This window comes from uncultured Marivirga sp. (assembly GCF_963974845.1).
Lineage (GTDB): Bacteria > Bacteroidota > Bacteroidia > Cytophagales > Cyclobacteriaceae > Marivirga > Marivirga harenae.
On the sequence record NZ_CAXBEQ010000003.1, the window covers coordinates 378316 to 400415 of the forward strand.

Genomic DNA, 22100 nt, shown 5'->3' on the forward strand with positions numbered 1-22100 from the left:
GGTTAAAAAATTAACTAATAACTTTATTGGCATGAATTCCTGATGCTATTAAAGCAAAAGAGGGCGCAAATAATACACCAATAAAGGGTATTAGTATAAACAGATTTAAAGCTAAACCGTTACCCAAAACAAGCCCTTTATGCTTGAAAATTTTCTGTAAGCTTGTTTTAATGCTTAGTTGGTAATATTCATTTCTATAATCTAGCATGGACGCACCAAAGAAAAAGCTTTCGAGTAAAAACACTACAACTGCTAAAGCAGGAGAGAGGAATGGGAATACTAAACTTAGGAATATTAGAAATAAGTAAAGTAGAACATTGAGACCAATCAAAATAGATCCCATTAGCATACCTCTTCCTATTTCAGAGATCAATCGTATAAGATTAATGGATTTCTTTTGTTGGTTTAATATGTTTTGAGTCCTTTCGGAAAGAACAGCAAGGACAGGAGCGAAAATGATTAAGATAACGTATTTGAAAAGATTGATATACAGAGAAATAAGGACTATTCTGATAAATATTGCAGTTAGTATCTGAATTAAATTCCCCCATTCTTCCCAATCTTCAGGGAAGCTGAAAAAGCTATAGATAAAATCAATGAGGGTGCCTGTGTAAATCCATGCGACAACCCCAACAAACAAAAATGCAAATAAGTTGAAAAAAGCAGCACCCAAAATAAAGCCTTTCAGCTTGTGTTTTCGCACAAATTGAAAGGCTTGATAATATGAAAGGGTAGACTGACTAAATTCTTTAAAGAATCTGCTCATTTTTCTGTCTCAAAGTCTGCAGACTCCCAGGCCTGCATTCCTCCTGAAATGTTGTAAACATCTTTAAACCCAGCTTCTTTCATTTGAGCCACTGCTTTTTGACTTCTTGCTCCTGACCTGCAGATTACATAGTAAGTTTTTTCCTTATCCATTTTCGCTATTGAAGTGGTAAAGAAATCTGTTTTTAAAACATCCAAATTTTCACTTCCAGTAATTCTGCCTTCTGCATATTCTTGTGGAGTTCTAACATCCAACACAACTTTATTATCGTCTTTATCGAACTCAATGGCATTCAATTCTTTTACGGTAAGATTATCCTGCGCATTTCCTTGTGTGCAAGCTATTAAAAGAGCTGCTGACGCAATAAATATAATTAAGCTTTTCATACAATTAATTTTAATTCTAATTTACAAAGATAAGGAAAGGATTCATAGTCGAGGTGACTAATGTTACAGCCATAATTTCTTTTATAAAATTCTTTAGAACTAATTCCACAATAAAACGAAGTAGAAATTGCTTTCCTGGCTATAACAAGTGACTCTTACAACATTTGTGATCCTTCATGCAAGTCTGAAAACTTCCAACATCAGCTCAATCCACTCTCTCAATCTTGGCACCTAAAGCGTTTAGACGCTCGTCAATATTCTGGTAACCTCTGTCGATTTGTTCAACATTATGAATGGTACTTTCCCCCTCAGCAGATAAAGCAGCAATCAATAAAGAAACTCCAGCTCTAATATCAGGGGAGGTCATGGATATACCTCTCAAATTAATTTGTCTGTCAAGTCCGATTACTGTGGCTCTATGAGGGTCACACAAGATGATTTGAGCCCCCATGTCAATTAACTTATCAACAAAAAATAGTCTGCTTTCAAACATTTTTTGATGAACCAAGACAGTTCCTTTTGCTTGTGTGGCTACTACCAATACAATACTTAATAAGTCGGGAGTAAAACCAGGCCAAATGGCATCTGCTATAGTCATAATAGAACCATCAATAAAAGTTTCTATTTCATAATGCTGTTGAGAAGGGATGAATATATCATCGCCTCTAAACTCCATTGTGATTCCAAGCCTTTTAAAAGTTTCAGGAATGATTCCCAAATGCTGAATACCAGCATTTTTAATGGTGATTTCGGATTGGGTCATAGCAGCCAATCCAATAAAACTCCCAATCTCAATCATATCGGGCAACATAGTATGTTCAGTGCCTTTTAAGCTTTCAACCCCCTCTATATGTAATAAATTGGAACCGATACCTTCGATTTTCGCCCCCATTCTAACCAACATTTTGCAGAGTTGCTGGATGTAGGGTTCGCAGGCAGCATTATAAATTGAGGTTTTCCCCTTGGCCATGGAAGCAGCCATGATGATGTTGGCAGTTCCAGTTACTGAGGCTTCATCTAAATGAATATAGGCACCAGTAAGGCTAGATGCATCAATATGATAATAATTCTTTTCCGATTCAAAGAGGAATTTTGCTCCTAGCTTCTGAAAGCCGATAAAGTGAGTGTCCAATCTTCTTCTTCCTATTTTATCTCCTCCTGGTTTTGGAATCATCGCTTTTCCAAACCTTGCCAGTAAAGGCCCTAACAGCATGATTGAACCTCTTAATGAAGCCGCCTTTTGCGTGTATTCGGCTGTACCGAAGAAATCGAGTTTTACAGACTTTGCTGTAAATTCATAACTTTCTTCACCAATTTTATTGACTTCCACACCCAAATCTTCCAATAAATCAATTAATTTATTGACATCGACAATATTAGGTACTTTATGAATAGTTACTTTTTCAGGTGTTAATAAAACAGCACAAAGAATTTGTAATGCCTCATTTTTTGCGCCCTGAGGATGAATTTCACCGGAAAGTTTTTGCCCTCCGGTTATTTTAAATGATCCCATTGATTAGTTTCTTCTTCTTTTTTGGTTGCTTCCTTTTGAAGGTCTTTTCCCTTTATTGTTGTTTCTAGGTCTATTGTCTTTGAAGATAGTATCAAATGCATTTGTAGCTTTAACATGTTCAATGTCAACGCTTAGTTTTCCATTTGAAAGTTGTTTGATGTTGTCAGCTATAGCTTCTTCGGTTACATTATCTCTGTTCCATGTCGTGTAGAAGGTCTTCATTAATCGACCTATATAATAAACTGCGGCTTGTTTTTCCTCTGGATCTTCAAGGCTGATTGCTTTTTCAACCAATAATTCAACATTACGACCATAGTGCTTGAATTTTACTTCCTCCGAAGCATATTTCACAGGTTGTGGCTTTTTACCTAAAATCTCTTTTTCAGGCATAGGAAAGGGGCTATCTACCTCTAAGTTGAAATCTGACATGATGTATAAATCATCCCAGTATTTTTGCATGTTTTCGTTGCTATTGTCTTTTGGACCACTGCTTAATTGCTTAATCAAATCTACTACAGTGAAGGCCATTTTATTGCGTTGTTCTTTATCTTCAACGGTGCGCAAATGTTTGACCAACATTTGGACATTGCGTCCATATTCTTTTAACTTCATTTCAGGTCTTTGGGTGTTATAATCTAACATATTCTTAGCTTTCTCTTTCACAAAGGTAGAAAATTAGAAATAAATAACAGGCATTACAATTTTATCATATGAAAATTAAATTTTTTAATCGGGAAAGTACTTTTAACGGGCTTTCATCAGCTATTTTAGGAAGCTTATATAAAATTCATTGTCATATTAAATAGATTTAACCATTTTTGAGATTAAGTAAAACCAAATTTTAATCATTATGAAAATAAAATTAATAGGATTTTTTATTGCTAGTCTGATGAGCACGCTTGTTTTCGGACAAACAAAAGATCGTTGGCAACAAGCCATAAAATATGAAATGGAGATTGATATGGATGTGGAAACCCACCGTTTCGATGGGAAACAAAAGGCAGTCTACACCAATAATTCGCCGGATGAGCTGAACAAGGTTTTTTATCATTTGTATTTTAATGCTTTTCAACCTAACAGTATGATGGATGTTCGTTCAAGAACAATTAAAGATCCAGACAGAAGAGTAGGGGACAGAATAAGTAAACTAAGCGAAGATCAAATCGGCTATCAAAAAATAATCAGCCTTAAGCAAGATGGTAAGAAAGTAGATTACGAAGTAGTCGGAACTATTTTGGAAGTAGATTTGAACAAGCCTATTAAATCTGGCGAAACCGTAACCTTCGAAATGGAATTTGAAGCACAAGTTCCTGAGCAAATCAGAAGAACTGGTCGAAATAATGCTGAAGGTATTAGCTATTCCATGGCGCAATGGTATCCTAAAATGTCAGAATATGATTACCAAGGCTGGCACTCTAATCCTTATATAGGGAGAGAGTTTCATGGTATTTGGGCTGATTTTGATGTGAAGATTAGCATTGATAAAGATTTTGTATTAGGAGGTACAGGTTATGTTCAAAATCCTAATGAAGTAGGTCACGGGTATCAGGCTGATGGGGTTAAGCCAGGCAAAGGAAAAAATGGTAAGCTTACTTGGCATTTTAAAGCTCCACAGGTTATTGATTTTATGTGGGCAGCTGATCCTGATTATACTCATGTAAAGGCTCAGGTTCCTAATGGTCCAGAATTGCATTTCTTGTATCAGAAAAACGAAAATACCGAAGAAAACTGGGGAAAGTTACCTGAGTATACTGTTAAAGCATTTGAGTACATGAACAAAACATTCGGAAAATATCCGTATAAACAGTATTCAGTTATTCAAGGTGGCGATGGTGGAATGGAATATCCAATGTCTACTTTAATTACTGGAGAAAGAAGTCTAGGAAGTCTGGTAGGTGTGACGGTTCATGAAATGTTCCATAGCTGGTACCAAGGAGTTTTAGCATCAAATGAATCGTTATATGAATGGATGGATGAGGGCTTTACCTCATTTGGAGCTGCTGAAACTATGAATGAAATAATGGAGCAAGGCCAAGAAAACCCGCAGTCAGGAAATTACAGAGGGTATTTAGCATTAGCAGAAAGTGGCTATGAAGAACCCATGAGTACACATGCGGATCATTATATGACCAATTTCGCTTACGGAAGAGCTGCCTATTCTAAAGGTGCCACTTTTTTAGGACAGCTGAGATATATAATGGGTGAGGACGTTTTTTATCCTGCCATGAGGACTTACTTTAATGAGTGGAAATTCAAGCATCCTAATGACAATGATTTTATCAGAGTAATGGAGAAAGCATCTGGTTTAGAATTAGATTGGTTTAAAGAATATTGGGTTTATTCTACTAAACAGATTGATTATGGAGTAAAATCAGTATTGGAAAAGAATGGTAAAACCTTTGTTACTTTGGAGAAAATTGGTGAAATGCCAATGCCATTAGAAGTAACTGTATCCTATAATGACGGAAAAAGTGAAGTTATATATATTCCTTTGAGAATTATGAGAGGTGAAAAATCTTTTAAATCAGATGTGAATGTGAAAACGGTGGCAGATTGGCCATGGGTATACCCAAGCTATACTTTTGAATTGAGTCAGAGCGCCTCTAACATTAATAGTTTGGTGATTGATGAAAATGAAGGTATGGCAGATGTTAATAGAGAAAACAATGCTTTTGATGCTGATAAACATTTGAAGTCAACATTTGACAAATAGTCTAATATTTTAAGTTAAAAAGTCTTTACAGAAAATCCGAAAAGTACATTGCTTTCGTAACTTGGAAAAACTGTAAAGACTTTTTTATTATGGACAATCAAAAAACATCTGCAATTCAGTGGAAGCAAATGATCAGCTTATTAGCACTTTATGCTTCCGTAATTATAGGTTGGATCGCCTATCATAGATACCAACCAGCACTTCTTGATACATTTGATATGAAAGAGTTTGCACCTATACTTATTTGGGGGCAAGCTATCATACTTATTTTAACTCCTCCATTGGCTGGTTATTTGGGTGATAAGTATCGAGATAGACTAGGAAATAGACTTCGTATAATTACATTGGGCGTTAGTTTTGCTGCAATGATCTTTATGACCGTTGCTTTTACTTTAATTGTTAATCCTCCGAGGTCTTTTGTTCTTTACGCACTACCTGTTTTAGTTATTCTCTGGCTATTTGCTATGAGCTTATTTACAAGTCCGGCTATTTCTACAATAGAAATGTTTAGTCCAAGTACTAAATTGCCAATTACCGTAGCTGCTTTAACAATTACTTCTGATTTGCTTTACTCCTTGGAACCTGTTATTGTAGATATTATTGACTTCTTGGGTGGAGCCGCAACATTCGCAGTTGGAGGAATAATTGTTTCAGTTTCAGGTTACCTATTGCGAAAGAACTCCATGGCAATAACAGATGAGGGTCAAGAAACCCGACCTGATGATTATAATCCTAAAACCAACATGGGAAAAGTTATTTTTCTTGGAATTGGTATGGGACTGTTCTCCGGAATTATCATTGAAGTATTTCCAGATTACTTAGATAAATTAAAATCTGTAATGGGCATAAGCGGACAATGGGTCTCTTCATTAGTGTTGATCCTAACAGCTATTTTTTCAATCGTGATTAGTCGAAGAGTTACAAAAGAAAATATAGTTAAATTATTAATAATAGGTTTAGTATTTGCCGGAGTGAGTACAATTGGAATTTTCACTATCCCCAATGATATGTTGATTATTCTTTCATTGATCGTTTTTGCTATTTTTTATGCCATGGTAAATGTCACCGCATTGCCATTAGCACTTCAAAACACCAGTATAAAACAGAAAGTGTTAGGAGTTGGAGTATTTTTCTGTGGATTTGAGATTCCTAACAGTGTTCTTGATGTGATTTTGCTGTAGTGATTTCCTAGAATTACTAATAAGAAGGTTCCGGAAATAATAAAGCCTGTCATAAGACGATATATGACAGGCTTTATTCTTTAATCAGTTATAGCTTATATCGGCTTAAAACTTTCAAATGCTTCACCGCAATTATTGCAGTGATGCAATGATCTACATAAAGTAGGACCAAATGGTGATTTTAATGTGGTATTTGTACTGTCACAGTTGGGACATTCGGCATGCTCGATAATATCTAGGTCTTCTATCACATTGTTATGAACTGGTGGCGGAGCAAGTCCAAATTTCTTTAAAGCTCTTTTTCCTTCTTCTGAAATGAGATCAGAACTCCAAGTGGTTTTCAAGTTTAAATTGACAGTATGATTTTCAATTCCATTTTTATTTAGGACGTCCACAACATCCTGCTTCATATAATCCATAGCAGGACATCCAATAAAAGTAGGAGTCATATTTACTGTTATATGATCATTATCAATTTCAATACCAGTTATCACCCCTAAATCTACTAATGAAATAACAGGGATTTCAGGATCTTTTACTTCCTTCAACATCTCCAATATTTTATCCTCAGTTAATATCATTTCTTCAATATTTTATTTCAAATGCGTAATCCTTTTTCTCTCGTTCTTGTGTTGAAACCTGTCAGGTTTACATAAGATTTTAAATATGCTAAATATCACATTTATAGTCTTTGATTTTAGAAAGACCTGACAGTTTTTGTTGTATGCCTGACCATGGCTAAGCAGAGTGAATTTATTTTGTCGAAAGTATAATTACCAATCTGCCGTAGGATCAACTCTAAACACTTCGCTCATTTCTTCTACTAATGGTTGCAAGTGTTTGGTATGTTCCCCGTATCTTCCTCCGTAAATCGGCTCAACCGTATTCCAATCAGGTAAATTTAAACCAGCTTCTCCTAAAACAATGGCTATATTTTCTTTCCATTGATCTTCTATAGCTTTTTCACCTTTGTAAACTCCAGCTTCGATGATTTCTTTTTCAAATTTGGAAGGCTCAAATACACCCAAAGCATAAGGCAAAGCCTCATTTAAGCTGTTTTGCAATTTTTCATGTGCCTCCTCATTTGCAGTAGCCAATTGCTTAATCCATGTATTGGCATGCATCACGTGATATTTAATCTCACCTTTTAATTTTCTGGCAACTTGAGCGACTTCCTCTATTGGGCAATCAGCGAGCATGCTAAATCGAATATAATCTGCATGGTCGAATAGGAAATGGCGGATTAAACTAAAATCATATTCACCTATGGGTAATTCCACAAACTGACTATTATGGAACTGATCAGCGTTTCTAGTGAAAGCAACAGTGTCCGGATCTTGTTCTCCTAATTGATGCAACAAATTGTAAAAAGCTAAGCTTTGCCCAACCTTATCTTGTGCCATAGAAGAAAATGCAATATCTTCTTCAAGTAATGGGCCCACTCCAGTCCATTCGGAATTTCTATGACCTAAAATCAATAAATCATCCGCTATTTTATATAATAAATCTTTTAATGCTTCTTCCGTCATGATTTATGCGTTTTGTTCTGCTTTAAATTTCTTGATTTTTTCAGTTGCTTTATAATCCATGGCATCTCTGTATTTCTTTTCAGGAAGGGTTTCCCAAATATCTGCAAAATCAGCTCCGTCAATTTTCATGAATTCCTCCGATTTTGCAACCCAAATGTTCAACACAGATTTTTCTTCCTGAAATTGGTTCTTGGCTTTAAGGAGTGCTTCTTCAAAGCAAGAAGCTTCTAAGCTACCAATATGAGCATGCTGCTTACCTCTTTTCTTCAAATGAAAGATTTCATACTTTTCTGTTTTCCCTTTTTCAGCTCCTTCCATTATCTCCTCATGGATGAAGTCATAGATATCTTCATTATTTTCAGTAATAGGCGATACTTGCACATTGTCTGTTTTTACAACCCAGACGCCAGAGCAACTCATGCCTCTTCTGCTGAATTGTTCCTTAGCAAATAAAAATGCCATGTCAATTGTTGGGGCATGAACGATACCTTCATGCTGATACGGTTTATTTTCCTTTGGCTGTACGAATACTTCAAAAGTGACAAATTGATCTTTGTTTTCTTTTGAAGGGAATGTTGTACCAAAATCAGCAGGGATATTTAATCTATTAATCCTGGGATCTAAAGAGTTTAAAAAATCAGACATATTTTAAATTAATAATTAGAAATTAATGATAAATACTACTTTTACTTAAATAAGATTCCCGCTTTCGCGGGAATCACGAAAGATCCAGCTATTTCATTATTTATTAAGCCAGCGGTGCCACGTACTCTTCGCCTTTTGTTTTGGCCGTCAATGCTCTTCTTACCCAAGCTCCTCTTTCTTCAGCAGTTCTCCTTACTGCTAAACGCTCTTTATTACATGGCCCATCACCATTAATCACTCTCTTGAATTCCTCCCAATCTGGCTCTGTGAATTCCCATTCACCTGATTCAGAATTCTTCTTTAGATTTTCATCAGGAATAGTCAATCCTAATTCCCAAATTTTAGGTACATACATATCCAAGAACTGCTGACGACATTCGTCATTAGTGGCCATTTTCACTTTCCACTTAGTTAAGATTTGCGTATGCGTTGACATCTTATCCGAAGGACCAAAGAAATGCATCATTGGTGCCCACCATCTATTCACTGCCTCTTGCATCATTTCCCTTTGCTTTGGAGTTCCAGTTGCCAAGTGAATAACACAGTGGTGACCATATTTTAAATGGAAAGATTCCTCCGCACAAATTCTGTCCAGAGCACGACAATAAGGTCCGTAACTACCTCGAGCATTAGCCAGTTGGTTAACTATAGCACCTGCATCCACTAGCCATGAAATAAAACATGAATCAGCCCAAGTGAAGGTAGGGTAGTTGAAAATGTTTGAATACTTAGATTTTCCAGTAATCAGATCTTCAATCATTTGCTCGCGACTTTTACCTAAAGTCTCTGCTGCACCGTACAGCAATTGAGCATGTCCCACTTCATCCTGCACTTTTGCCATCAATGCCAACTTTCTTTTGAAGCCGGGAGCTCTTGTGATCCAAGTCCCTTCTGGCAAAGCACCAATAATCTCAGAATGACCGTGCTGTTCAATCATTCTAACTAATTGCTTTCTATACAACTTAGGCATCCAATCGTTAGGCTCAATTTTTTCACCTCTCTCGATTCGTGCTTCAAACTCAGCTAATTTTTGTGGGTCTTCATCTTTCAATAATTCATTGTTTACCGATGAAGATTCAAATACTTGTCCGCCTCCGTACATAATTTTATCGTTTTTACGTTTTTTAAATTAAACAAGAAATTGTTGCCTGGTTCTTGATATCAGGTCCCAATTACCTTACTCTTGTTTTTGCCTTATTAGCATAATCTATGATCTAATTTTTAGTCCATTAATGAAAACATCTGTTACATTTTCAGCTATTTCTTCAGGACTTAATTTACCTTCTGGTTTGTACCAAGAAGGCATCCAATTGATTGAAGAAAGCAACGCCAAAACAGTGAATTTTGCATCCATTCTTTTGAAGACACCTTCTTTATGACCATCTATTAGTATTTGTATAAATTTATTTTCATAATTATTTCGCATCGTTAGAAAATCTTGCAAATAAGATTCACTTAAGTGCCTCCATTCCGAAAAGAAAACGGCACTAGCTGCACTATCTTTAGTCAAAACATTGACGTGTGAAACCACCGCTTTTTTTAGTTTTTCATCAGCACTTAACTTCTCCAATTCTATTTTTTCTAAAGATTGAAAAAAATCGGTAGCCATTTGAAAGCAAATTTTTTGAAGAATCTCTTCTTTTGATTTAATATGAGAATAAAGACTTGCTGCTTCAATTCCAATATATCCTGCTAAATCGCGCATACTAGTTGCTGCATAGCCTTGCTTTTGAAAAAGTTCAGTGGCTTTTTCAATAATTTGCTGCTTTCTATTTACTTTTGGTTTGGTAATCATTGTCCAAATATAATAAACAAACGTTCGTTAGGGAAATATTGTTCACGAAAATTTTATTTATTGTGTGAAGCTATAATTTCAAACATCCTCTAAATCCTCTCGCCCCATAATAAGAATCCGCTCCATTGTGGTAGATGAATACAGCACCATAGCGATAGTCTCCGAACAATGCGCCTCCTAAATCTCTTATTTCTGCAGGAGTCTTGATCCAACTTGAAGTTTGGGTATCTACAGGATTTAATTGCTGTAAATATCGATACTCTTTTTCATTTAAAAGTTCCACACCTAATTCCGCGGCCATTACTTCAGCATTACTTTTAGGGGGGTATTTTTTTCGTCCATGCTGTGCAGCTCTATCATAGCAAATACTACGTCTGCCTTTTGGACTTTCAGTGGAGCAGTCATAAAAAAGATAGGTCGAAGTTTCTTCATCTAAACCTACAACATCTGGTTCACCACCAGTTTCTTCCATATTATGTAGTATTAACAGTTTTTCTCTATTAGCGTCTAATTTGGAACGAATTTCCTGCCATTGAAGCTCTTCGTGCCTATGCATGTTTTTCTTAAATCTGCATTCCAGAGTATCTATTAAAGAAGAAAAATCTTGATTGTCGGACATTTTTTGGCTTTCAAATTATCATTCTAATCTACGAAAATATATGAAATTATAAACTTATAGAATGGACAATTAATCGCGATAAATTACTTTGTTGTTAACCTATGCTAGCATAAAAGTATCAGGGATTAACAGCTTCCTTACTCCATTTATCAAACATTAGTATGCTTGGCAATAAATTTCTTTTAATTTCGTGTTTTAGTGAATTTAAACCTTAAATAAAATATATGAGAGTACTAAAGCTAACAGTTTTGATGTGCGTAGGAGTGATGACTAGCCTATTTGCACAGAACCCGCAAGAAAACAATCAGGATCTATTCGAATTTTTTGGTGACAGAAATGGTAATGAGTACCGGTCAGCTTCTGGAAAGCCTGGGCATAATTATTGGCAGAATAGTGCAGACTATAAAATAGATGTCACTTTGGATGAGGAAAATGAAATGATCAATGGTAAAATTACTATTGATTATACTAATAACAGTCCTGAAAAATTAGAATTTGTTTGGCTTCATTTAGAGCAGAATCGATTTACAGAGACTTCAAGAGGAACTTTGACCACTCCAATTCAAGGAAACCGTTATGCTGGAGATATGGACGGTGGTTATAATATTACTAACGTAAAGGCGATCAGCGGAAGAAGAGGAAATCCTTCAAGCAAGCATATTATCAATGACACTCGTATGCAAGTATTCTTTGATGAACCAATTGAAGCTAATGGTGGCACCGCTTCCATCAGTATGAATTTTGAATATAAGATTCCAGTAAAAGGAATGGATAGAATGGGTCAGTTAAAAGTTGATGATGGGACTATCTTCGCCATGGCTCAATGGTATCCTAGAATGGTGGTTTTTGACGATATCCAAGGTTGGAATACTCAGCCATACTTAGGTGCTGGTGAGTTTTATTTGGAGTATGGTGATTTTGAATACAATGTTACAGTTCCCTACAACCATATTGTTGTGGGTTCTGGAGAGTTACTAAACCCTAGTGAGGTATTGACATCAGAGCAGCAAAGCAGAATGGAAAAAGCTGCCAAAAGTGATGAAACTGTACATATTATCACAGCAGAAGAAGTGGGGGATCCTTCCATAACAAGACCAAAACAATCTGGAAATATTACTTGGAAATTTAAAATCGAAAATGCTAGAGATGTGGCCTGGGGTTCATCACCTGCATTTATCTGGGATGCTGCTAAGATTGATTTACCAAGTGGTAAAAAAGCTATGGCTCAGTCAGCGTATCCTAAAGAAAGTGATGGAGAAGATGGCTACGGACGTTCAACAGAATATTCAAAAGCTTCAATTGAACATTATTCAAATAAGTGGTTTGAATACCCATATCCGAACGCAGTCAATGTTGCCGCTGATATCGGTGGAATGGAATATCCTGGATTAAATTTCTGTGGATATAAATCTAAAAACAAATCTTTATGGGGAGTAACTGATCATGAATTTGGACATAACTGGTTCCCAATGATAGTAGGAAGTAATGAAAGGTTATATGCATGGATGGATGAAGGTTTTAACACTTTCATTAACTTCTATTCATCGGAAGAATTTAATGAAGGAGAATTCGCTGATGATTTGGATGAGACAAGAAGTTATGTGGGCTGGTTGACGAGTGAAAACAGAGAAAAAATCGCAACATATCCTGATGTGGCGAACACGAGAAATCTTGGTATGATTGCATACATGAAACCTGCCATGGGACTATTGATGTTAAGAGAATACATTTTGGGACATGAAAGATTTGATAATGCATTTAAAGCATACATAAATCGTTGGGCTTACAAACACCCAACCCCTGGCGATTTCTTCAATACTATGGAAAATGTTTCTGGAGATAATCTGTCGTGGTTCTGGAGAACTTGGTTCTACGGAAATGGAAATATTGATATTGCTTTAGACGGGGTTTATCCTTATCAAGGGAGTTACTTATTGGTTTTAGCTAATAAAGGAGATGTACCAATGCCGGTAAAAATGAAAGTAACATATGCCGATGGTACTGATGAAATTGTAGAACTTCCCGTTGAGATTTGGCAGAGAGGGGATTCTTGGAATCATTTATTAAGCACTGGAAAAGAAGTCGAAAAAATTGAACTAGATCCAAATAAAATTCTACCTGATGTCAACGGTAGCAATGATGTTTGGCCAAGTCCTTATTATGAGGAAGACTAAAGAAGCATGTGGTAATTAATCGCTGGCCAACTCATATTTTAGATTTACTGAGCTAAAAGATTGGTCATAAATCTCACTTAAAAAGCTTCCTATTTGGGAGCTTTTTTTATTTTACTATTGGCTGAAACGGAGCATCATCAATATTACACAGTTCTACTTGCTCTATTGATAAATAGTATTTATTAAGAACGTCCTTATATTTTTGCCCTACTAAATCATGGTTTAAAACCCATTCCTTGGTAGCAATAATTTCTTCTCTAAAACCATTTTTTATAGCAATATAGTCCGCTTCATGCTCTGCTTTCATTTTAAATGACTTGGATGTGATGTACCTTAAGCCATATTTAATCATGCCTACGGTGGAGTAAGATAAATAATCAACTAAATGTCCCAATTCATGTGCAAACCATCCAATTAAGACTTTCTTGGGCACGTCTTCTACTTTCAAGCTTTCACTGCTACTGACATAAACACCTAGTTTTATTCTATATTTTTTCACGCGCTTAAACAGATCTTTAAAAGTAATGATTGGTTGGGCTTGCATAGTAGAAGCTTTTACTCTTTTTTGAAAAAGAGTTATAGAAAAATCATGTAAGTCTGGGTACTTATGTAGGACTTCCAGAAAGCTATCTTTAATCTTATCGTTAGAAACTTCTTTGAATTTTACTTTCATAGTTTTTAATGAACGACTGGCAGTTGACATTGTTTGTTGGGTTTTTAAAACAAAACTATTGAGATAGTTGTGTGTGTAAGATTTTTCACATAATTTACACTTTTCTAAAAATAAACAAATCTTAAAATTATGCTTAAAATGAAATCTTTAGCGATTGCATTCTTGCTTTTTCTTTCAGCAGGATTTGCGTGGTCGCAGAATTCGGAAATTGAAAAGTCCTTAAAGAAACCAATCCCATTGGATCCAAAAGTGAAGATTGGGACCTTAGAAAATGGCTTAACTTATTACATCCGTCAAAATGAAAAACCAGAGGACAAGGTGGAGTTCCGCTTGGTAATTAATGCAGGTTCCATGCAAGAAAATGACTCACAATTGGGCTTGGCACATTTTACTGAGCACATGGCATTTAACGGGACTGAAAACTTTAAAAAGAATGAATTAGTGGATTATTTACAATCCGCAGGAGTAAAATTTGGTGCTGATTTGAATGCTTACACAAGTTTTGATGAAACCGTCTACATTTTACCAATCCCAACTGATAAGGAAACTATTGAAAATGGCCTGACAGTGCTTGAAGACTGGGCAAACGGTTTACTAATGACAGAGGAGGAAATCGATAAGGAAAGAGGCGTTGTTTTGGAAGAGTGGAGATTAGGACAAGGTGCTAGTCAAAGAATGAGAGATGAGTATTTCCCAGTTCTTTTTAAAGATTCTCGTTATGCGGAGAGATTACCGATTGGTAAAAAGGAAATCTTAGAAAATTTTGAATATGAAACGCTTCGCTCGTTCTATGCGGATTGGTATCGTCCGAATCTGATGGCGGTTATTGCTGTAGGTGATATTGATCCGACTGAAATGGAAAAGGAAATCAAAAAGCGATTTGGTGATTTGAAAAATCCTAAAAAACCAAAAGAGAAGAAGTTATATGAAGTACCAGCTCATGAAAATACCTATGTTAGCATCGTATCTGATAAAGAAGCCAACTTTAATCAAATTCAACTCTACTACAAGCATGATAATGAGGACATGAAGAAGTTATCTGACATGAGAAGGGACATGGTTTACAGTATGTATAACGGTATGTTGGGCCAAAGATTGAATGAATTAAGTCAGTCTGCTGAGCCGCCATTCTTGTTTGCCGGTACTAATTTTTCACCAATGGTTCGAACTAAGAGTGCCTATTCCTCTTTTGCCATTGTAGGTGAAAATGGTTTTGAAAATGGAGTTAAGGCGATTGTAGAAGAGAATGAAAGAGTGAAGAGGCATGGATTTAATTCATCCGAGTTAGAGCGTTACAAAAAGACATTTTTAAATAATGCTGAAAAGCGAGTTAAAGAATTGGATAAAACAGAATCAAATAGGTTTGCTAGTGCATACATCCAGCATTTCTTGAGCGAAAACCCTATTCCTGGAGCTGAATTTGAGTTTGAATTTTATAAAAATTTGATCAATACTATTTCACTTCCAGAAATCAATCAGTTAGCTAATAGGTGGATTACAGAAGAAAATAGGGTGGTTGTTTTGACTGGAGTTGAAAAGGAAGGTGTAGAGATGCCAACAGAGGAATCTATTTTGGGAATTTTGAACGAAGTGGAAAGCTCCGATATTGCACCTTATAAAGATGAAGAAGTGGCCGAAAGCTTCATGACCACCGCTCCCAAAGCAGGCAAGGTCGTAAAAGAAAATTCGTTAACAGATTTAGGTGTAACTGAATTAGAGTTAAGCAACGGAGTTCGCGTGGTATTAAAACCAACTGAGTTTAAAAATGACGAAGTAAAAATGAGAGCTTTTAGCTTTGGTGGACATAGTCAATATGATATGGAAGATTATTACTCTGCGACTAATGCCACATCATTAGTTTCTGAGGCTGGAGTTGCAGATTTCTCAAATACAGATATTCAGAAAATGCTTTCTGGTAAAACAGTTAGAGTAAATCCATATATAGGAAGTTTGTCAGAAGGGTTTAGTGCTCAAGCCAGTCCACAAGATTTGGAGGAAATGTTTCAATTAACAAACCTTTATTTTACAGCCCCTAGAATGGACGAAGAAGCTTTTGGATCATATGTTAGTAAAAACAAAATGCTGTACGGTAATTTAATGTCTAACCCACAATTTTATTACAGTGATAAGTTGAGCATGATCCTTTCTCAAGATAACCCAAGAGGCGGTGGCTTTCCTAAAGCTGAAGATTTAGATAAAATTGATTTTAAAAGAGCATACGAAATCTATCAAGATCGATTTGCAGATGCTAGTGATTTCACTTTTGTATTTGTAGGGAACTTTGACGTTGAAGGGATTAAACCCTTACTGGAAACTTATCTAGGTAGTTTGCCAAGTGTGGAGAGAAAAGATAATTGGGTTGATTTAGGAATTCGACCGCCAGAAGGAGTAGTAAAGGAAGAGATCATTAAGGGAACTGACCAAAAAAGTTATGCTACTATATTGTATCATGGTGAAACAGAATATGATAGGCAGAAAAGTTATCATTTAAGTTCTTTGGGTGAGTTGGTTACCAATGAATTGATTGATATTTTGAGAGAAGAAAAAAGTGGGGTGTATGGCGTAGGTGCTTCAGGTAGTATGCAAAGATTGCCTGAAAATCGTTATTCATTTAGGATTGCCTTTCCATGTGGACCTGAAAATGTAGAAGATCTAGTAAATACTACACACGAAATCTTACTTGATATTAAGAAAAATGGAGTGAAAGAAGAAGATCTAGATAAGGTGAAAGAAGCACAATTGAAGGGATTGAAAGAGGATTTAAAGAAGAACGACTACTGGTTAAACAGACTTTATAGCTTTTATTATTACGATGATGATTTAAGTAATTTTATTGTTACAGAAGACAAAATTAAGTCTTTAAAAGCTGAGGACCTAAAAGTAGCGGCTAATGAATTCCTAAAAGAAGACCAATTTGTGGAAGCTATCTTGCTACCCGAAGTGGAATCGGCTGACTAAGTAAAGTAGTAATAGAATTAATGAAGGCTGTCTCATTACATCAATGAGGCAGCTTTTTTGTACATTTCAACAAAATTAAAGTATCACCTTGAGTAAAGTAATTATTTGACTTCCTGTCTTTAATCAACAAGATATCATCCTTTTGCTCTACTTTTTCCAAAACCCAATATTCGATTTGTTCATAGGCAGTGACACATTTCAAGAAATATCCTTTCAGAAAATAATGATGCCAATCATATTTATATATAGCTGACCTTACATTTATATAAAAATTTCATTATCAATTTTTGATTTTTGAAAAACTCACGTACTTTAGAAGTTTAAAAAAACAATTGTATGCAAAATAATTACGTCTTAGTCCTAGTCCTTCTAGTTTTATTTCCTGTAACTATATTGAGCCAAAAGTATCCTTTTAAAATAGGAAAGGTAGATAAAGCAGACATGGCTATTGATTCTTGCAGTTTTTATCCTGATGCGAAAGCTATGATTATTGCTGAATATGGAGATTTGAAATTTCAATATGATCAAGATGCCGGCTGGCAATATAGAATAGAAGTTGGTGTAAGAAAAAAAATCTTTGATATTACCGAGGCCGATGATGCAGGTAATATTAAAATCAGAGCCTATGAACCAGAAAAAGGAGGATCTAAAGAAGATATTGGAGCAATTAAGGCCTACTCTCATAATTTGGTGGGTGGGAAGATAGAAGAAAGCAAATTAAGCCGAAGGGATATTTATAAAAAGAGAATTAATGAGAACTGGGTAGAGTACAGTTTTGCAATTCCCAACATTAAATCTGGTTCCATTGTCGAATATAGCTATATTAAAACATCTGATTATCTGAATAATTTACATACTTGGCAGTTTCAAGAAGATATTCCAGTAGCTTTCAGTGATTTCAGGTATAGCATTCCGGAATGGTTTAATTATCAAAATTCTCAATTAGGTAATGTAGTATTTGCAGATTCCAAAGTAGAGAATATGAGAAGGGATTATACTATCAGCTGGTCTAACTTGGGAACTGATGGTAAAATAGATAGAGGTAGCGGCAAAATATCCTCGACCGATAGAATTTCTAGGTTGGTAGCAAAAAATATTATGCCACTTGAAGACGAGCCGTTTATGAACAATAAGGGAAGTGTGCCCAGCCGGCTTGAATTCCAATTAGTTTCTACTAATTTTCCCCGTAGCCCGGTAAATGTTGTGGCTGGAAATTATCCTAAATTTAATGCAGAGTTAATCAAAAGTTATTCCTTCGGTGAAAAATTGAAGAAAGGCAGATTTATAAGGGATTTTGAAGTTAGCAGTCAGAGTTCAACCCAGAATGCCATTGAAATATATGACCATTTACAAAATCATTTTGATTGGGATGAAAAAAATGCATTCCTAAGTGGGGATGCAGGCAAAACTGCTTACGACAATAAGAAAGGAAACGTAGCAGATATTAATCTCAGCTTTATTGCAGCACTTCGAGAAAAGGAAATAGAAGCATATCCAATTATTTTGAGTACAAGAGGTCATGGAATTGTGCATCCTGTATACCCGTCATACAGTGATTTTAATTACGTAATTGCTTTTGTGAAAGTAGATGGAAAGGGCTATTTCTGTGACGTTGCTAGTGAATTACCATTTGGCCAGCTACCGTTGAAATGTAGGAACGGTAAAGGTTGGCTGGTATCGGAAGGCGGAGGGAATTGGGTTGAGCTAAAGCAAAACTCGATATACAATCACACAACCATGGTGAAAACTGAAATAACACTTGATTCCATAGTTAGCCATGTGAGTAGGAGAGATGAAGGTTATGCAGCCCTTGAAACGATCAAAAAAATTGACGAAATCACTGTTGATAAATATAAAGAAGATATTATTGCCAGTAGTCAAACTGGACAATTAGCAAATGTAGAAATATCTGAATTAGATCTTACAAGACCTGTAGATATGAAGTACGAAGTTCACAAAACCAATGAAAGCTCGGATATAATTTATGTCGAAATCCCTACTAATGGTACAATCAATGAAAATCCATTTAAAAAGGAAAGTAGGTTTTCACCTATTGATTTTGCCTATCAGCAGAATTATAAATTATATACGATCTTTACTATTCCAGAAGGCTATACTGCGGAATTACCTGAGAGTGCACTAGTCAAGTTGCCGGAAAATGGCGGAAAATTTATCTATCAAATTAGTCAAAAAGGTAATACAATTAATTTAAGAAGTGATATCTCGATTGCTAAAACAGATTTTTCAACGCAGGAATATCCTCAGCTAAAGCAGTTTTATGAAATGATAGAGAAGAAACATTCCGAACTAATTGTTTTAAAGAAATAATGAAGTTTTCAATAATAGTTGCCGTATTACTTATTTCTGTGAGCTTTTCAGCGATGGCAGAATCCGGATCCGGCGTGAAAATAAATTCAACTGTGCTCAAGGACCAAACTGTTTTTGTAATCAAAAGTCAAAAAGAAGCAGTAATTCGAAATGAATATGTAGCTATCATTCGAAATAAATATGCAGGGAGGGCAAAGGAGATTGCTATTTTTTATGATGATTTTACCGAAATTAAAAATGCCGAGGTATCTATTCATAGTTTAGATGGCAAGCAGATTGAAAAAATAAAGCTAAAGGATTTTGAAGATTATGGAGTTGGTTTAAGTAATACTGCATCTGATAGCAGATTGAAATACTTTGAACCTAAACTTAGCAGTTATCCTTATATCCTGAAAGTATCCTATGAATTGCATAAATCAGGTTCATTGCATTACCCCATCTGGCGTCCGCAGCAGGAAGAAAATATGGAAGTGAAAAGTGCTTCTTTTACAGTTGAAGATTATTCGGGCAACGGAATTCAATATAAAATGTATCAATTAGCGGAACCCAAAATAAGCAAAGACGGCAAAGCAAATATTTATAAATGGACAGTAGAAAATTTATCGACTTTTGAATTTGAGTATTATAATTATAGTTTAGAGGATTATACCCCTATACTATATACAGCACCTAAGAATTTTGAAATGGATGGAGTGAAGGGCGATATGTCTTCATGGGAATCCTTCGGTAAATGGATGGCAAAATTAAATGAAGGAAGAGATGATATTTCAAATTTAGATCTATCTGATTTGGATGGCCGAATTAAGAATGCAAACACTGACATGGATAAGATCAGGTTAGTTTATGATTATCTTCAAAATAATACGAGATATGTGAGTATTCAATTAGGAATCGGGGGGTGGCAGCCCTTCGAAGCTTCTTTTGTACATGAAAAGAAATATGGTGACTGTAAAGCATTGTCTAATTATACACAAGCCTTATTGGAGCGATATGAGGTTTACAGTTTTTATACTCTCATAAGAGCTGGAAAATATCAGAATGAAGTAAAGGAGGATTTTCCAAATGCTCATTTTAATCATGCGATTGTGACGGTTCCAATGGAAAAAGACACCATTTTTTTAGAGTGTACTTCTCAAACCAATCCATTTGGTTATACGGGCACTTTTACCAGCAATCGAAATGCGCTAATGATAACTCCCGAAGGAGGTAAATTGATAAGTACTAAGAAGTATTCTCCGGATGTTAATGCTCAGTTTACCTATGTAAAAGTGGATATGACAGATGCTGAGGAAACTTCTATTGCCTTTGAAAGGAATTATAAGGGTATGCAAATTGAAAATCATGATTTTGACCGATTATATTGGAAAGATTCCAATGAATTTAAAAAATGGTTAAGAAAACATCACGAGTGGGGAGGACAAAAGATAGGAAATTCAAACTTGCTTGCATTAACGGATAACCCGATCCCGGAAGCGGGCTACAGGGTAGAATTCACTTCTAATTCTGAGTTTGTAAATATGGGAGATCGAAAGTTTATATCTCCCGGGAGATATTTGGATAGTTATTTACCGAATTTACCAAATAAGGATAGGGAAACAGCTATTAAAGTGACCTATGGTTATACTCAATATGATACTATTCGGTATCAAATGGATCAATTTCATATTTTGGAAAAAGATTTAACAAGGCTGGAATTGAATTCAGAATATGGTGAATATTTCAGGGAATTAAAGAAAGAGGGACAGGAAATAATTTTTGTAAGGAAATTCAAGATGGTGGATGGGGAATATCCCGTTGAGAAGTATGAGGAATTTAAAGACTTTATACAAAAAGTAAGAAGTGCCGATCAGGAGAAGTTCGTTTTGCTGAATAAGACTTAAATCTATTACTTAGCATTGCATTTCTTATTTCTTTCTTAAATGAAAATCTACCCTATATGCTTTGCAACTGTTTTGATGAAAATAGAGTCATAAAACTATAATCTATAAAAGTTAGTTTAATAAGTCATTTTTAAAACAACCCCAGTTGCTCTCCATACTCATGCTTGGCGATAATATCTTTTGTTTGGGTTTTAATTTTCTTTCCTCTTACTGGTTTCACAGACCACGCTTGCATAAGGTTTTCGTCAAAGGGTTGAATCAAAGCTTTTACTTGTTCTTCACTTACTTTATCATTGATATCTGTCAACCATTCAGTTTCTAGCTCTCTGGGGAGAATCAAAGGCATTCGTGGCTCTTTTAATTTTGGGTTATTGTGAATTTTTGCCATCAGAGGATTTGCCTTAGTTGTTACCACACTGATAGTGGAAATTGTATTTCCACTATCAGGATTTTCCCATTCTTCCCAAATTCCAGCTAAACTAATAGGTGAATTATCTTTCAAGCTAATATAGTACGGCAGCTGTTGCTTTTTTTTATGTTGGTGTTCAAAAAATCCGTCAATCATAATTATGCATCTTCTGTCTGTTGATGCTTTTCTAAATGATGGCTTATCAAACATGGTTTCACCACGGGCATTAATGGTTTTATTATGAATTTCATTTGCTTGTTCCCTGTCATTGGCCCAAAAAGGAATTAATCCCCATTCGAACAATGCAAATTGATCTGGGTTGAGATTTGTGATCACTGGCAGTTTAGGATGATCGAAGCCCGTGATGTGAAACATTGGTTTAACTGGGTTTCCGTTTTCGTCAAACAATGATTCCAAGGCGCTCAAATCCTTATCAGGATGCCTTTTCTTATATTTCTGTTTCTTTTGTGTGAAATAAGCAACATCATAGCACATGGGTTAATGATAAGAAAATATTTTGGTTTTGTAGAA

General features: G+C 35.5%; 18 protein-coding genes. 6 read left to right on the forward strand and 12 right to left on the reverse strand.

Annotated elements, in window-relative coordinates; genetic code table 11:
- Positions 1-10: 10 nt before the first annotated feature.
- From AAC601_RS09175 to AAC601_RS09190, 4 genes are all read right to left on the reverse strand, one after another.
- Entirely contained in the window at positions 11-766 is a 756-nt protein-coding gene (locus AAC601_RS09175; protein ID WP_303268955.1) for an EI24 domain-containing protein, read from the reverse strand.
- Positions 763-1152, reverse strand: coding sequence for a rhodanese-like domain-containing protein (locus AAC601_RS09180; RefSeq protein WP_303268957.1), 390 nt, complete (start codon positions 1150-1152; stop codon positions 763-765). Before AAC601_RS09180 ends, AAC601_RS09175 begins: the two co-directional genes overlap by 4 nt.
- Positions 1153-1357: 205 nt before the next feature.
- The gene (murA, locus tag AAC601_RS09185; RefSeq protein ID WP_303268958.1) at positions 1358-2665 is read right to left on the reverse strand and encodes a UDP-N-acetylglucosamine 1-carboxyvinyltransferase; all 1308 of its coding nucleotides are present in this window, start codon (positions 2663-2665) and stop codon (positions 1358-1360) included.
- 3 nt (positions 2666-2668) lie between these two features.
- Positions 2669-3328: a DUF4290 domain-containing protein gene (locus AAC601_RS09190; protein WP_303268959.1), complete on the reverse strand. Its 660-nt coding sequence runs from the start codon at positions 3326-3328 to the stop codon at positions 2669-2671.
- A gap of 187 nt (positions 3329-3515) precedes the next feature.
- On the opposite strand from AAC601_RS09190, the gene AAC601_RS09195 reads away from it, so the two are divergent.
- Together AAC601_RS09195 and AAC601_RS09200 are read left to right on the forward strand one after the other, a co-directional pair.
- Positions 3516-5378 (forward strand): M1 family metallopeptidase, encoded by a 1863-nt coding sequence (locus tag AAC601_RS09195; protein ID WP_340153060.1) that lies wholly within the window; start codon positions 3516-3518, stop codon positions 5376-5378.
- A gap of 89 nt (positions 5379-5467) precedes the next feature.
- Entirely contained in the window at positions 5468-6559 is a 1092-nt protein-coding gene (locus tag AAC601_RS09200) for an MFS transporter (RefSeq protein WP_303268962.1), read from the forward strand.
- Between the two features lie 95 nt (positions 6560-6654).
- Here the strand turns inward: AAC601_RS09200 and paaD are convergent, their stop codons facing one another.
- From paaD to AAC601_RS09230, 6 genes are all read right to left on the reverse strand, one after another.
- Positions 6655-7140 carry a 1,2-phenylacetyl-CoA epoxidase subunit PaaD gene (gene paaD / locus AAC601_RS09205; protein WP_303268963.1) on the reverse strand — a complete coding sequence of 162 codons (486 nt, stop codon included), beginning with the start codon at positions 7138-7140 and terminating at the stop codon, positions 6655-6657.
- A 192-nt stretch (positions 7141-7332) separates the two neighbouring features.
- Complete coding sequence (gene paaC / locus AAC601_RS09210; RefSeq protein WP_303268965.1) at positions 7333-8088, reverse strand: 1,2-phenylacetyl-CoA epoxidase subunit PaaC; 756 nt, start codon at positions 8086-8088, stop codon at positions 7333-7335.
- A gap of 3 nt (positions 8089-8091) precedes the next feature.
- Positions 8092-8733, reverse strand: coding sequence for a phenylacetic acid degradation b (locus tag AAC601_RS09215; protein ID WP_340153061.1), 642 nt, complete (start codon positions 8731-8733; stop codon positions 8092-8094).
- 103 nt (positions 8734-8836) lie between these two features.
- Positions 8837-9835: a 1,2-phenylacetyl-CoA epoxidase subunit PaaA gene (gene paaA / locus AAC601_RS09220; protein WP_340153062.1), complete on the reverse strand. Its 999-nt coding sequence runs from the start codon at positions 9833-9835 to the stop codon at positions 8837-8839.
- A 105-nt stretch (positions 9836-9940) separates the two neighbouring features.
- Positions 9941-10528 carry a TetR/AcrR family transcriptional regulator gene (locus AAC601_RS09225; protein ID WP_303268969.1) on the reverse strand — a complete coding sequence of 196 codons (588 nt, stop codon included), beginning with the start codon at positions 10526-10528 and terminating at the stop codon, positions 9941-9943.
- Positions 10529-10598: 70 nt separating this feature from the next.
- Positions 10599-11147, reverse strand: a complete 549-nt coding sequence (locus AAC601_RS09230; RefSeq protein WP_340153063.1) for a DUF4256 domain-containing protein — start codon at positions 11145-11147, stop codon at positions 10599-10601.
- 224 nt (positions 11148-11371) lie between these two features.
- On the opposite strand from AAC601_RS09230, the gene AAC601_RS09235 reads away from it, so the two are divergent.
- Positions 11372-13321, forward strand: a complete 1950-nt coding sequence (locus AAC601_RS09235; protein WP_303268973.1) for a M1 family metallopeptidase — start codon at positions 11372-11374, stop codon at positions 13319-13321.
- A 106-nt stretch (positions 13322-13427) separates the two neighbouring features.
- Here AAC601_RS09235 and AAC601_RS09240 read toward each other — a convergent pair whose 3' ends face one another.
- Entirely contained in the window at positions 13428-13994 is a 567-nt protein-coding gene (locus tag AAC601_RS09240) for a hypothetical protein (protein ID WP_303268974.1), read from the reverse strand.
- Positions 13995-14132: 138 nt separating this feature from the next.
- On the opposite strand from AAC601_RS09240, the gene AAC601_RS09245 reads away from it, so the two are divergent.
- The 3 genes from AAC601_RS09245 (at position 14133) to AAC601_RS09255 (ending at position 21160) form a co-directional block, all read left to right on the forward strand.
- The gene (locus tag AAC601_RS09245; protein WP_303268975.1) at positions 14133-16952 is read left to right on the forward strand and encodes a M16 family metallopeptidase; all 2820 of its coding nucleotides are present in this window, start codon (positions 14133-14135) and stop codon (positions 16950-16952) included.
- Positions 16953-17288: 336 nt separating this feature from the next.
- Positions 17289-19280, forward strand: coding sequence for a hypothetical protein (locus AAC601_RS09250; RefSeq protein ID WP_303268977.1), 1992 nt, complete (start codon positions 17289-17291; stop codon positions 19278-19280).
- Positions 19280-21160 carry a DUF3857 domain-containing protein gene (locus AAC601_RS09255; RefSeq protein ID WP_303268978.1) on the forward strand — a complete coding sequence of 627 codons (1881 nt, stop codon included), beginning with the start codon at positions 19280-19282 and terminating at the stop codon, positions 21158-21160. Before AAC601_RS09250 ends, AAC601_RS09255 begins: the two co-directional genes overlap by 1 nt.
- A 130-nt stretch (positions 21161-21290) precedes the next feature.
- Here the strand turns inward: AAC601_RS09255 and AAC601_RS09260 are convergent, their stop codons facing one another.
- Positions 21291-22064, reverse strand: coding sequence for an SOS response-associated peptidase (locus AAC601_RS09260; protein ID WP_303268979.1), 774 nt, complete (start codon positions 22062-22064; stop codon positions 21291-21293).
- Positions 22065-22100 lie beyond the last annotated feature (36 nt).